Below are 13866 nucleotides of genomic sequence, written 5' to 3'. Positions count from 1 at the left end.
GTGACCTAACTCTGATATTAGTAAAGTAAGAGAATTAGATGCAATCAAGGGAGGAAGTTCAAATGACAAAGATTACATTTATGGGAACACCGATGACGTTGATTGGGAAAGAAGTAAAAGTTGGTGATAAAGCACCAGATTTCACGGTTTTAAATCAAGGTCTGGAGCCAGTCACATTAAGCGATTACGATGGCAAAGTGAAGATAATCAGTGTGATTCCGTCGATTGATACAGGCGTATGTTCGCAACAAACGCGCAAATTCAATGAAGAAGCATCTAGTTTAGAAAATACGGTAATACTTACGATATCTGTAGATTTACCTTTCGCACAAAAGAAGTGGTGTGATACAGAAGGCCTTCCTAATGTGACGACACTTTCCGATCATCGGGATCTTTCGTTTGGTGAGGCGTATGGTGTTGTGATTGAAGAATTGCGTTTACTAACACGCGCAGTCTTTGTGTTGAATAGCGATAATAGAGTCGTTCATGCCGAATATGTTGGTGAGGTAACAGACCACCCTGATTACGAAACGGCGATTACGAAGGCAAAGGAAACGGAATAAGAACAAATAAGTAGTGTATAATAAATAATCATAAAACGGAGCTTACTCAAGGTTGTCAAAATTGACATCAAGGGTAAGCTCCATTTTATGCGGTGCTCCTTTTTGACTTTATTAATCTAGTAAACTAATATAGATTACATAATGCGTAGTGACTTTATTTGAGTTTATGAAGAAATGAAAGGGTATAAATTTGGAAATGTATTTGATAAAACTAGATAACAAGGAAAAAGAAAGGGGCTGAGGATGTGAGGAAGTTACTAAGTCGTTCCAATTTTCGAAAACTAAGCATTATTAATTTGTTATTTTACTCTAAGTCTGAATATGTAGAGAAACAGTTTATTTTGGATAAAATGGAAATTACGATGAAGACGCTTAATAAGGATATCTCAGAAATAAATGAATTCTACGCTACATTTCAGTTTAAGATAGAAGTTTATCAGAAGAATCTACTCTATTTAAAGAAAGCGCCTGAGGTCCTGTTGAATAACGCTTTGCTGGGTTCCTATATGATCTATAATAGTGACATATATAATATCTCGAAATTAGCGTTCAGAATAAAGCCTGATTTTGTGGAGCAAGTAGTGGAATTCGCGGGCATTAGTAAATCAAGTGCTTATTCTAGATTAGAAGAATTTGACGATGTACTTGCTGCCAATAGTTTGTTTTTAGATAGAAGTCCGTTAAACATAGTGGGAAATGAGTTAAATATCCGTTTTTTCTACTTCCATCTATTTGAAAAATCATATCCTTTTTCTGGCTGGGAGATTCCGGAAGTGGACTTGGAGCACATCTATTCTTTCATTGAAAAGTTAGCGCCTTACATGGGAATTTATTTATCACCCATTGCTAAGATTGATTATGCTATCGCGATAAGTGTTTGTTTGGTTAGAATACGGGATGGTTACTATGTAAAACTAACGGCGCAGGAGCGTAAGGCAGTGACTGAATTTGCACATCTCTATTCTTTTTCAAACATTGATTTCACGGAGCTTGAGACTAGTATTGGAGGTATTAGCTTACCGGATACAGAGCGTCATTTGATTATACTGAGTCTTCGGTTGACATCATTTACCTTTTTTGATGATAGCAAGGTGCAACGGATATTAGACTACAATAAACAATTCAGGCCTTCGCGTTATTTACTGGCTGAAGAAATAGCTAAAGTAGCCGGAGCGGATTATAAAGATTTAGAGATGCTTAAAGCCGAATTGCTCGCTTATTTTTCTAAGTTTACCTTTTTAGAAAAAGCAGCGCAAATTACGGATATTGATTATTTTTCAAGACTAACTGCTCCTGATCAAGCGATACAAAAAAGACTCCAACATATTATCGATGAGGCATCACACGATAAGGATCTGATCTTTGTTAGGAAGAATAAGGGTGTCATCCTCGCCTATGTGTATGAATTTGTTCATGTAGCGATGCTTTCTAAAAACGTTGCTAATTCCATAAAAATCAAGGTTTTATCTAAAAAAGGACCAGTCTGGGAACAATTCATGAAATACGAGATTCGAAAACGCTTCCCAGAAAAATTGGTGATCTTTAGTAATGAGCTTAATTCGAAGGAGCATGTCATCGACTACGACGTAATAGTGAGCGACTATCCAGCGGCTATTTCCAATGAGGTTCCGATACTTATTTGGAATATGCCCCCGACAAAACAAGATTTAAAGGCACTCGAAACGATGATTTATACATTTTGATAGACATCGAATTGTTCAGCGACGATGGTTTACTTCCGTATCTTGTACGCCGTTTTTAGAATTGCCTACCATGTCAAATAATTCTTATTGAAATCGCCATGTCTGCGCCGTATAGTTGAGGTAGATGTGGTTTTTGTTTTGCTTGCCGGGCATCGCCTAGTGGGCTTTTTTTGCGTGTTTGAAAAGAGGCATTCCTGTTAAGAAAATCACAAGTAAAGCCCCATGCTGTACAATTGCTGGACAAGATGTTGGGATGAAAGCGTGTACAATTTTAGCGAAAAGCGTTCTATAATAAAAGAGAACAGGAGGGATATCATGTATTTGGATGAAAGAAGCAACGTGCTGTTGAAAGAGATTCTGCGGCATCCTAATATATCGAATGCCAAGCTGCAAGAGAAGTTCGGGTTGACGCGTAGGCAGGTGGATTATAGTTTTCAGAAGGTGAATCAGTGGCTGGAAGAGCAGGCCTATCCAAAAATTCATCGGTCGGCGAATGGACGTTTTGTTGTGGAACCTGACCTGTTTCAATTGGTGGAAAAAAAGGCGAGTGGGGAGGAGGAAGATCGGTATATCCTGTCTGAAAAAGAGCGGGCGAGCTTAATTATCTTGATGCTCACGACGAATCAGGAGGAACTGTCGCTGAATCATTTTATTAGTGAATTAGATGTCAGCAAAAATACGGTTTTGCGTGATTTGAAGGGTGTGCAGCAGATTTTCGATACGTTTGGGCTTGAGGTGCATTATTCGCGGATGAAGGGCTATCAGGTTCGCGGGGATGAGTGGAATCAGCGGTCAGCGTTGATTTATGCGGCAGGACACATTATTTCTAGTTATCATGGCGAGTCGTTTTTACAGCATTTTATGCAGATGGATGCGGCGCGGGTGGAGACAATTCGGGAGCATTTGGTGGAAGTGGAAGGCCAGCTGAATTTGACGTTTATTGATAACAAGATGCAGATTTTACCGTATATTCTGGAAAGTATTTTCAGGCGAATCCGAAAAGGGCAGCGAATCACGACGGAATTTTTAATTGATTTTAACGAGCTGTCGGATACGCAGGAATATGGCGCGGTGCAGCTGTTAATCGAGGACGAGCCGTATATTTCGGAGACGGAGCGGCTGTATATTTCGCTGCAACTGCTGACCTCGAACGTGTTACCGAAGAATGATTTAACGAATGAGACGTCGCCGCGCTTGAAAATGGCCGTGGCACAGGTTTTAGGCGAATTTGAGAAGAAGGCATGCATTCAGTTTGTGGACAAGGATTCTCTGCTCGAAAAGCTATTTGCGCACATCAAACCGGCGTATTATCGGATAAAATACCATTTAACGACGGATTATAGTCTTTTGGACAAGATCGATCAGGAATTTCAGGCGGTACATTATATTGTGAAGCAGTCCCTCAAACCGCTCGAAAAATTTATTGGAACGCGTATTCCTGAGAATGAGAGTATTTTTATCACGTTATTTATTGGTGGGCATTTGATTGATACGACGGAGCGATTGCAAACGCGGCTGAAAGGCGTGGTTGTTTGTCCGAACGGGTTGTCGATTTCGCGTTTGATGGAGAAGACGTTGCGAAGTTTGTTCCCAGAAATCTTTTTTTACCAGGCGATGTCGATTCGCGAATTTGAGCAGACGAATGTGCGGTATGATTTGATTTTTTCGGCAGTGCCGCTGCGGACGGAGAAGAAAATTTTTCTAATAAATCAATTAATGGATGAGCAGGAACGATTGGAGCTCAGACGGCGCGTGATGCGGTCGGTTTACATGGTGGGCGAGAGCAGCGTGAGCGTGGAGCAGCTGATGCGGGCGGTCGAGAAACATGCAACGGTGCAGGATAAGGGACGGCTGGCGAAGGCGCTGGCGGATTGTTTAACGCAACCGATGAAGACGGCGGAATATGTGACTGGCGAGCGGAAACAGTTGGCCGACTTGTTACAACCGGAGATGATTCAACGGGTGCAAGCCGTGACGGATTGGCGAGCGGCGATTCAACTGGCTTCGGTGCCGTTACTGGAAAAAGGCGCCATCACGGAGGCGTACGTGCAAGAAATGATGCAACAACATGTCACACCTGCCGCACATATTGTATTGCGGCAGACCATTGCTATTCCTCATGCAGAGACTGAAAAAGGCGTGAAAGAACTCGGAATGAGCATGCTTTATATCGAGAACGGGCTAGCGCTTGAAGGCGGCGGAACATTGCATTTCGTTGTGGTCATCGCAGCCATCGATAAAAACGCTCACTTCCAAGCTTTACTGCAATTGATGGAACTTGCTGGACATAAAAAAACATTGAAAAAAATCGCGCAACTAGAGGAATCGCAAATCATCCATCAGACAATTCGAAAATTCATCGTAGAACTTGAGGAGAAAGTGAAATAAGGAGGAATGGGAATGGATTTAGTACAGTTTATAAAGAAAGAGATGATCTGGGTGCAGACGCCTTGCCAAGATCAGACGGCACTTTTTGCAGAAGTATCCACGCGTGCGGCTTCGCAGGACTTGATTACCGACCAGTTTTTGCAGAAGTTGACGGAACGGGAGGCCATTTTTCCAACGGGATTACAGTTAGAAAATTTTGGCGTGGCATTGCCGCATACGGACCCGGAATGTGTGACGGAGCAGTTTATCGCGGTTTTAACAAGTGAGGCGGGAATTCCGTTCAAGCAGATGGCGGACGCGAATCAAGAAACGACGGCGAATTTGATTTTTGTGTTGGGGCTAAATGAGCCGCACAGCCAACTTGCCGTTTTGCAACAATTAATGGGTGCAATCCAAAATGAAGAACACGTAAAAGCACTGCTCGCGGCAAAAACGGCGGATGATATCATCGAAACGTTGTCGCAAGTCGTATTACATTTGAAGGGTGAGGAAAAATTATGAGTAAAAAAGTATTGGTAGCATGTGGAGCAGGAATCGCAACATCGACGGTCGTTATGAATCGTGTGGAGAATTTGTTGAAGGATAACGGCATTGACGCGAGTGTGGAGCAGATTAAAATCGCGGAAGCAGCGTCGAAGCAAGAAGGGGCGGATCTCATTGTATCAACGACGATTCTGCCGACGACGTATAGCATTCCAGCGATTATCGCGACGGCGTACATTTCAGGGATTGGGATGGAAGAATTGGATGAGGAGATTTTGGCGAGTTTGAAGTAAATAGAGAGTCGGGAGCTTGACAAAAAAACTCCCATCAGCGTGTCGACAAACACTCATTTTCGCCGTTGAAAGCTCCGTTCCAGTGCTCACGTACCCCAGTACGCTCCGCGCTGGTACTCCCTTTTGCCTAGAAACTAAGCATTTGTCAACACGCTGAGATTTGGCGCGAAATCATGTATGGTGGTTTTCTACAGTCTATAGGGAGCTTGACAAAAAAGCTCCCATCTAAAAAGGAGGAAAAGGGTATGGATAAGCTCTTAGATGGTGTACAGTATGTCTTGAATCTCGGCCCGACGGTTATTTTGCCGATTGCAATTTTGATTATCGGAATGATTTTTGGGACTGGTTTTAAAAAGGCGTTTCGGTCGGGGATTACAATTGGGATAGGTTTTGTGGGGATTAACCTCGTGATTAATTTACTTGTGACGAATCTCGGTCCCGCGGCGCAACAAATGGTGGAGCGTTTTGGCCTGAATTTGACGATTATTGATGCGGGTTGGCCATCAGCGGCTGCGGCTTCTTGGGCATCACCGGTAGCGGCGATTCTGATTCCGATTTGTCTTATTGTCAATCTATTACTTATTTTCTTTAGAATCACAAAAACGTTGGATATTGATATTTGGAACTATTGGCACTTTATCGCGGCTGGGGCGACGGGCTATGTTGTCACTGGCGGTAACTGGTGGTTCGCGATTCTCTGCGCGATTTTGTATGAGATGGCTGTTCTGATTATTGCGGATAAAACGGCGCCGATGGTTGAACGATTCTACGGTCTAAAAGGGATTTCGATGCCGACTGGTTCTACGGCTGCATTCGGAGCGATTGGTATTCCGATTGGCTGGGTTGTCGGAAAAATTCCAGGATTGCGCAATCTTCACGCCGATCCAGAGTCGATTCAAAAACGCTTTGGTATTTTCGGGGAACCGATGATGATGGGCTTGATTCTAGGTATTGGAATCGGTTTACTCGCAGGTTATGATCTTGGTGAAGTGTTGCAAGTCGGGATTTCCATGGCAGCGGTTATGCTCCTCATGCCACGTATGGTGAAGATTTTGATGGAAGGTTTAATTCCGATTTCAGAAGCCGCACGTGAGTTTATGAAGTCAAAATTCAAAGGTCGGGAATTATATATTGGGCTAGATGCGGCGCTTTCTGTTGGACATCCGGCGGTTATGTCTACAGCTTTGATGCTCGTTCCGATTACACTTCTATTGGCGGTTATTTTGCCGGGAAATCGGGTTTTGCCATTTGGTGATTTGGCGACAATCCCGTTTTATATTGCATTTATCGTAGCTTCCAGAAAAGGGAACATTGTGCAGTCACTCATCACGGGGACGATTGTTATCGCTTTCTCACTACTCATGGCAACAAACTTTGCAGATACACACACGGCGATGATGAACGGCGCAGATTTCAAAATGCCAGACGGGGCAACGAAAGTCTCGAGCCTTGATTTAGGCGGCAACTTCTTAAACTGGCTCATTTTGAAATTCTCTGAAGGTTATCAAGCTATATTCGGCAAATAAAGGTGTTTTTTGAAAGGAAGTTGGAAAAATGCGAGCAGCGGTTTTATATGAAAATAATGAGATCAGGGCGGAAGAGTTGGAAGAAGCGGTTTGTGGCAAGGATGAGGTACGCGTGAAAGTGATGGCGGCTGGGATTTGTGGCTCGGATATTCATAAAATGCAGACGCGGTGGAAATATCCACTTCCGGCGGTAATGGGACACGAATTCGCAGGCGTGGTCGTGGAAAAAGGTGCGGACGTGACCGAGGTTGCTGTCGGAGAGCGCGTTGCTGGGATTCCGCTCGTTCCTTGTGGGACATGCGAGTATTGTCAACAAGGCGAATTCTCCCTATGCGAAAATTATCGGATGGTCGGCTCTCATTTCCACGGTGCTTTTGCAGAAAATGTGGTGTTGAAAGCAACAAATGTGATTGGGATTGGCGATATGGATTTTGAGGTAGCGGCGATGTTAGAACCGCTCGCTGTAGCGATGCATGGCGTGCTAGGCATTAAGCCAGAACTCGGCGATACGGTTGTTGTTTTTGGAATTGGGACGATCGGAATCCTTGTGGTGCAGTGCTTACAGCTAGCAGGCGTGAAGGATGTTATCGCGGTGGATATTAGTGACGGGAAATTGGCGGAAGCTCGCAAGTTTGGGTGCCGTTACACGATTAATCCGCTCCAAGAAAATTTAGCTGAAAAAGTGCGCGAATACACTGACGGAAGTGGCGCCGATATCGCATTGGAGTGCGCTGGTTCTAAGATTACGCAGGAACAATGCCTACACGTGACGAAGAAAAAAGGCAAGATTGGCTATCTCGGTATTGCGTACGCAGATGTTTTGCTACCCGAAGAAGCATTTGAGAATATTTTCAGGCGAGAGTTAACGTTAAAAGGTTTTTGGAATTCTTATTCGGCACCGTTTCCAGGAGAAGAATGGACGACATCGATTGCTTTCGTGAATCAAGGGCGAATCCAGTTGAAACCATTGATTTCGCACCGCTATAAAGTAAGCGAAACGGGTGACGCATTCGCGATGATACTCAGTCGAAAAGAGGATTATAACAAAGTCATGATTTTACCACAGGAGGAGTGAAAAAAAGTGAAAGCAGTTGTAAAAACAGAATCAGGATTTGACAAGATGATATTAAAAGATGTCGCTGAGCCAGAGGTTTACGGAGATCGTGTGAAAATCAAAGTGGCCTATACTGGGATTTGCGGGTCTGATATTCATACATTTAAAGGCGAGTACGGCAATCCAACGACGCCAGTGACGCTGGGACATGAGTTTTCAGGTGAAGTGGTCGCGATTGGGCCAGATGTAACGTGGCTCAAAGTGGGCGATCGGGTAACAAGTGAGACGACATTCGAAACGTGCGGAACGTGCAAATTTTGCTTGGAAAAAGAGTATAATCTTTGTTCGCATCGACGTGGCATTGGAACGCAGGCGGATGGTAGTTTTGCGGAGTATGTGTTGTCACGCGAGGAAAGCTGTCATCTATTAGCGGATTCGATTTCCTATCAAGCCGCGGCACTCACAGAGCCACTCGCATGTTGCGTCCACGCCGCACTTGAAAAAACGACGATTGAGCCAACCGATACGGTATTGATTTTCGGCCCAGGACCAATCGGATTGCTACTCGCACAAGTTGTGAAAGCACAAGGCGCGACAGTTATCATGGCAGGAATTACGAAGGATAGCGAACGGTTGAAATTGGCGACAGAACTTTGCATCGATCGCACAGTAGACACGATGCAGGAGAATTTGGCAGACATCGTTTTCGAGATGACAGAAGGCTATGGCGCAGATAAAGTGTTCGACTGCTCAGGCGCTGTTCCCGCAGTAAATCAAGGCTTGCCACTAACCGCCAAAAAAGGCACATTCGGCCAAGTTGGACTTTTTGCGGAGAAATGCAATCCCATCGATGAAGAATCTATTATTCAGCGCGAAATCACCTATATCGGCAGCAGATCGCAGAAGCCTAGCTCATGGCACATCGCCTTAGACCTACTAGCCAATGGGAAAATCGATACCGAGCGAATGATCACGAAAGTCTATGATTTAGAAGAATGGCGCGACGGTTTTGAAGCGGTCATGGCCGGAAATGAAATCAAAGTATTAGTGAAATCTTAACGATTGGAGGATAACGACCATGCTAAAACAACGACAAAAAAGGACAACCAATACACAAGAAAAAGCTGGCGGGCTCATTCAAGCATACAGTTATCCTCTAAAAGCAACGGAAACAGATGTCATATTGGCGTATCACATCTGTTTCTGTTGTCATTCATTATACGCGAATCAGGGGTTGAAAATCTAGAATGAGGGTGAAAAAAATGAAAATAACCATTGGATGCGATCACGGAGGCAGGAGGTTGAAAGATGCCATTGTTACTCATCTAAATACGCGAGGCGCTCAAGTATCAGATATAGGCACCTACAGTGATGCCAGCGTTGATTTTCCATCATATGCAGAAGAAGTCGCCAATCAAGTGAATAGCGGAGAAGCCGATTTGGGCATTTTGTGTTGTGGAACTGGGATTGGCATGTCTATCGCAGCAAATAAAGTCGCAGGAATTCGTGCCGCAGTAGTCTCTGATTGCTTCAGCGCACAAGCGACACGAGAGCATAACGATAGCAATATTCTATGCCTTGGTGAACGCGTTGTTGGCGAAGGCTTGGCACTACGAATCGTAGACACTTGGCTAGACGCCACATTTGGTGGAGAACGTCATGCACGCCGATTACAAATGATCACAGCAATCGAATTAAAAAACGAATCGTGAGGTGAAGGTCATGTTTTTAGATACAGCGAATATAACTGAAATCGAAGCAATCCTACCATTCCAATGGCTCAGCGGTGTCACAACCAATCCGACGCTACTTGCCAAAGAAAAAGGGAAGACGCGCGCAATTATTTCCCGGGAAATATTATCGCTCCTTGACGAAAATCAACGCCTTTTCATTCAAGCAACTGGCGAAACGCAAGCCGAACTATACGAAGATGCCCAAACCATTCTTTCAAAAGATGCTAGAATCGCTATCAAAATTCCAGCTGATCAAAACGGTTTTTGTGTGATGGCACAGTTAAAACAAGAACGGCCAGACGTTGAAATTTTGGCCACAGCCATTTTTTCAGTGGAGCAAAGTTATCTCGCAGCGCTTGCAGGTTGTGATTGGGTAGCGCCTTACGTCAACAGAATGGCGAATCAGGGACTCCACGCAACAAGAATCATCTCAGACACAGCGACACTTTTTAAACAGCTAGGCGTTCCAACGAAAATTCTCGGCGCCAGTTTTAAAAATACAGCGCAAATCACAGAAACGCTTATAGCTGGGGCGACAGATGTGACGATATCAGCAGATTTGGTGGAAGTCATGATGGCGAACAAGTTAGCCACAGATAGCATTCAAACCTTCCAACTTCACGCAAAAGGAGGTCGGATCTAAATGGCAACACGCATTGCAGCCTCTATTATGTGCGCGGATCAGCTACATATCGCGGACGAACTAGAGCGATTGGACGCTGCTGGAATAGACCTTTTACATTGTGATGTCATGGATGGCAAGTATGTGAATAATTTGGCGATTGGCCCAGAATGGCTGCTGGCGGTAAAAGAGGCGACGAACATAGCCCTTGATATCCACCTTGCTACCATAGATCCATTGAAATATATTGAAATGTTTGCCAAAATAAAGCCCGAATACATCTCGTTCCATGTCGAAGTTTGTGAAGACGTCCCAGCAGTCATTCAGAAAATCCGTAGCTACCACATAAAACCAGCCATTGCGCTGAATCCAGAAACACCACTCGAAGTCATTTTGCCATATTTAAATGACGTAGAAATGGTACTGATGATGACCGTAAATCCAGGTTTTGCAGGACAAGCATTTCAACAAAGCGTGTTAGAAAAACTACGAGCATTGCAAGCAATTCTGGCAGACAACGCCTATGCGCCGCTCATCGAAGTGGACGGCAATATCAACGCCACAACAATAGGCGAAATGAGCGACTGCCTACCTGATATTTTTGTACTCGGAACGTCTGCCTTATTCCATAAAAAGGATAACAAAACCTATGCCGAGCGTTGCGTTCAAATTTGGTCAGAAGTAAAAAGATAATTATTTATGTGCGATAAATCACAATTGGGAGTGAATACATTGAAAAAAACATTAGACCAACAAACCATCGACACGGTGCGAGCCTTATCGATAGACATGATTGAAAAAGCGAACTCAGGCCATCCAGGCATGCCGATGGGGGCGGCTCCAATGGCATACATGCTCTGGGCGAAAAACCTGAATTTCAATCCAATCAACCCAAACTGGTTCAACCGCGACCGCTTCGTATTAGCCGCTGGACATGGATCAGCCTTACTTTACAGCTTGACTCATCTATTTGGCTATGACTTAGAAATAAGCGACTTAAAACGATTTCGTCAATACGAAAGCAGAACGCCCGGACACCCAGAACTTGGCCTTACTGCAGGCGTGGACGCAACAAGTGGGCCGCTAGGACAAGGTATCGCGATGGCAGCTGGAATGGCGCTTGCCGAATCGCATCTTGCCGCTCAGTACAATAAAGATGACTACCAAATCGTCGACCACTTCACGTATGCTATCTGCGGAGACGGCGACTTGATGGAAGGCGTGGCATCCGAAGCCGCCTCACTTGCAGGCCATCTCCAACTAAAAAAACTCATCGTGCTCTACGATTCCAATGATATCTCACTTGACGGCGATTTAAGCGCCTCCTTCAGCGAAAACGTTCAAAATCGATTCGAAGCGTACGGCTGGGAAGTTTTGCGCGTAGAAGATGGCAACGATTTGGCTGCGATTCAAGCTTCCATCACAAAAGCCAAAAAGAGCCAGAAGCCAACACTCATCGAAGTGAAGACGGTCATCGGTTACGGCGCTCCAACAAAAGCAGGAAGTTCCGCGAGTCACGGCGCACCACTAGGCACCGTCGAAGCCACCGCCGCCAAAAAAGCCTATGACTGGAATCATGAACCCTTCACCGTTCCAGCCGAAGTGCAAGACTATCTCGAAAATTACCCAAAAAGCGGCGCGGAAAAAGAAACACAGTGGAATAATCTCGTCACCAATTACGCCAAAGCACACCCAGAATTAGCCGCCGAATTCCAACGCGTCATCACGGGCAAACTACCGACCGATTGGCAAGCCAATTTCCCGAATTTTGAGGATGCAAGCAGTAAAAAAATCGCAACCCGAAGCGCATCTGGAAATATGATCAACGCGCTAGCGGCGAAACTACCTGAACTATTCGGCGGTTCCGCAGATTTAGGCTGTTCCAACAAAACATTCATCGACGAAAGCCCAGCCTACACAGCAAAAAATCCAACAGGGCGCAACATCTGGTTCGGCGTCCGCGAATTCGCGATGGGAGCCATGATGAACGGAATGGCATTGCACGGAGGCCTCCGCATTTTCGGATCCACATTTTTCGTATTTTCCGATTATATCCGACCAGCCATCCGAATGGCCGCACTCATGAAGCTCCCCGTCACGTACGTTTTCACACACGATAGCATCGCAGTCGGCGAAGACGGCCCAACACACGAACCAATCGAACATTTGGCGTCATTACGAGCCATGCCAGGCCTCTCGATTATCCGTCCAGCCGATGCCAAAGAAACCCGCACAGCATGGGCGCTCGCAGCCGAAAACACGGAAGGACCCGTCGCGCTCATTCTGTCCCGCCAAGACCTACCAATCCTTCCGAACCCGCAACCCACCATCGATGAAGGCGTCAAGCACGGCGGTTACACCATCTCACCATCATGCGCCACCATCCCAGAAGCCATCCTCATCGCGACCGGTTCCGAAATATCGCTAGCCTTAGAGACCCAACGCGTCCTGCACGATGAAAATCATATCGACGCCTCCGTTGTCAGCCTCCCGAGTTGGGATCGCTTTGCCAAAACAACCGAAGCCTATCAAGAAAGCGTCCTACCAAGCGCCGTCAAAGCCCGCGTTTCCATCGAAGCCGGCGCCACATTTGGCTGGAAAGAATTCACCGGAACAGCTGGGCTCAATATTGGCATCGACCATTTCGGCGACTCCGCCCCAGCAGCGCAACTTTTCGAAGCGTACGGCCTCACAGCCACAGCCATCGCACAAAAAACGGCAGAGCATCTCGCAAAAGAAGGTGTCAAAGCATGACTCACATCGCGCCATCCCTCCTCGCCGCCGATTACTTAAAACTTGGCGAGGAAATCAACCGAATGGAATCCGCAGACGTCGATTACTTGCACATCGATGTGATGGATGGACATTTTGTGCCCAACCTCACATTCGGCATCGACATGGTCGCCCAAATCGCAAAAAGCACCAGCGTCCCACTCGACGTCCATCTCATGCTCGCCGAACCAGAACGCTACATCCAAGCCTTCGCAAACGCCGGAGTCGCCATCATTTCCGTCCACATCGAAGCCTGCCCGCACATCCACGCGACCCTAAAAGCCATCAAGCAAACCGGCGCAAAAGCAGGCGTAGTTCTAAATCCAGGCACACCCGCAGAAAGCCTAACCGCCGTCCTATCCGAAGCCGACCTAATCCTCCAGATGACCGTCAATCCAGGCTTCGGCGGCCAAAGCTTCCTCCCAGAAACACTAACCAACATTGAAAAACTAGCAACTTGGCGCACAAAAAACAACTATTCCTATCTCATCGAAGTAGACGGCGGCATCAACCAAGAAACCGCAAAACTAGCCAAAAAAGCAGGCGTCGACATCCTCGTAGCAGGTTCCTATTTGTTTCAAAACAAAAATCTAGAAGAAGCAATAGATAACATGAAAAAATAATTTCTCTTTCATGTTCACTATATAATCAAAAAGGACATAAAAGAATCATATCTTTTTATGTCCTTTTCATGCTATAATAAAGTCATAAAGGAATAGAGGTGAACCC

The 13866-nt window shown here is 45.5% G+C and carries 14 protein-coding genes; all 14 read left to right on the top strand.

Annotated features, from left to right (window positions below; translation table 11 throughout):
- The first annotated feature begins 62 nt into the window (after positions 1-62).
- The 14 genes from tpx (at position 63) to rpe (ending at position 13760) form a co-directional block, all read left to right on the top strand.
- Entirely contained in the window at positions 63-563 is a 501-nt protein-coding gene (gene tpx / locus EP58_RS13560; protein WP_036094268.1) for a thiol peroxidase, read from the top strand.
- Between the two features lie 245 nt (positions 564-808).
- On the top strand, positions 809-2266 hold the full coding sequence (locus EP58_RS13555; protein WP_036094266.1) for an AcpB/EbpR/MafR family transcriptional regulator: 1458 nt from the start codon (positions 809-811) through the stop codon (positions 2264-2266).
- Positions 2267-2581: 315 nt separating this feature from the next.
- Positions 2582-4654, top strand: a complete 2073-nt coding sequence (locus EP58_RS13550) for a BglG family transcription antiterminator (protein ID WP_036094265.1) — start codon at positions 2582-2584, stop codon at positions 4652-4654.
- Positions 4655-4666: 12 nt separating this feature from the next.
- Positions 4667-5155: a PTS sugar transporter subunit IIA gene (locus tag EP58_RS13545; RefSeq protein WP_036094263.1), complete on the top strand. Its 489-nt coding sequence runs from the start codon at positions 4667-4669 to the stop codon at positions 5153-5155.
- A complete protein-coding gene (locus EP58_RS13540; protein WP_036094261.1) occupies positions 5152-5430 on the top strand; it encodes a PTS sugar transporter subunit IIB in 279 nt (92 codons plus the stop codon). The genes EP58_RS13545 and EP58_RS13540 overlap by 4 nt, the downstream gene beginning before the upstream one ends.
- A 245-nt stretch (positions 5431-5675) precedes the next feature.
- Positions 5676-6956 (top strand): PTS galactitol transporter subunit IIC, encoded by a 1281-nt coding sequence (locus EP58_RS13535; RefSeq protein ID WP_036094259.1) that lies wholly within the window; start codon positions 5676-5678, stop codon positions 6954-6956.
- A gap of 28 nt (positions 6957-6984) precedes the next feature.
- Positions 6985-8031 carry a galactitol-1-phosphate 5-dehydrogenase gene (locus EP58_RS13530; protein WP_036094258.1) on the top strand — a complete coding sequence of 349 codons (1047 nt, stop codon included), beginning with the start codon at positions 6985-6987 and terminating at the stop codon, positions 8029-8031.
- 6 nt (positions 8032-8037) lie between these two features.
- Positions 8038-9069: a zinc-binding dehydrogenase gene (locus EP58_RS13525; RefSeq protein ID WP_036094256.1), complete on the top strand. Its 1032-nt coding sequence runs from the start codon at positions 8038-8040 to the stop codon at positions 9067-9069.
- 19 nt (positions 9070-9088) lie between these two features.
- The gene (locus tag EP58_RS17555; RefSeq protein ID WP_156110554.1) at positions 9089-9256 is read left to right on the top strand and encodes a hypothetical protein; all 168 of its coding nucleotides are present in this window, start codon (positions 9089-9091) and stop codon (positions 9254-9256) included.
- A 16-nt stretch (positions 9257-9272) separates the two neighbouring features.
- Positions 9273-9722 (top strand): ribose 5-phosphate isomerase B, encoded by a 450-nt coding sequence (gene rpiB / locus EP58_RS13520; protein ID WP_036094431.1) that lies wholly within the window; start codon positions 9273-9275, stop codon positions 9720-9722.
- A 10-nt stretch (positions 9723-9732) separates the two neighbouring features.
- Positions 9733-10386 carry a transaldolase family protein gene (locus EP58_RS13515; RefSeq protein WP_036094255.1) on the top strand — a complete coding sequence of 218 codons (654 nt, stop codon included), beginning with the start codon at positions 9733-9735 and terminating at the stop codon, positions 10384-10386.
- On the top strand, positions 10387-11058 hold the full coding sequence (locus EP58_RS13510; protein WP_036094253.1) for a ribulose-phosphate 3-epimerase: 672 nt from the start codon (positions 10387-10389) through the stop codon (positions 11056-11058). It abuts the gene before it with no gap.
- Positions 11059-11097: 39 nt separating this feature from the next.
- The gene (gene tkt, locus EP58_RS13505) at positions 11098-13119 is read left to right on the top strand and encodes a transketolase (protein ID WP_036094251.1); all 2022 of its coding nucleotides are present in this window, start codon (positions 11098-11100) and stop codon (positions 13117-13119) included.
- Complete coding sequence (gene rpe, locus EP58_RS13500; RefSeq protein WP_036094248.1) at positions 13116-13760, top strand: ribulose-phosphate 3-epimerase; 645 nt, start codon at positions 13116-13118, stop codon at positions 13758-13760. The genes tkt and rpe overlap by 4 nt, the downstream gene beginning before the upstream one ends.
- Positions 13761-13866 lie beyond the last annotated feature (106 nt).

Origin of the sequence: Paenilisteria newyorkensis, from assembly GCF_000766145.1 — a bacterium.
Taxonomy (GTDB): domain Bacteria; phylum Bacillota; class Bacilli; order Lactobacillales; family Listeriaceae; genus Listeria_A; species Listeria_A newyorkensis.
Note: the sequence above shows the minus strand (reverse complement) of the source record. Positions and strands in the feature narration are given on the sequence as shown.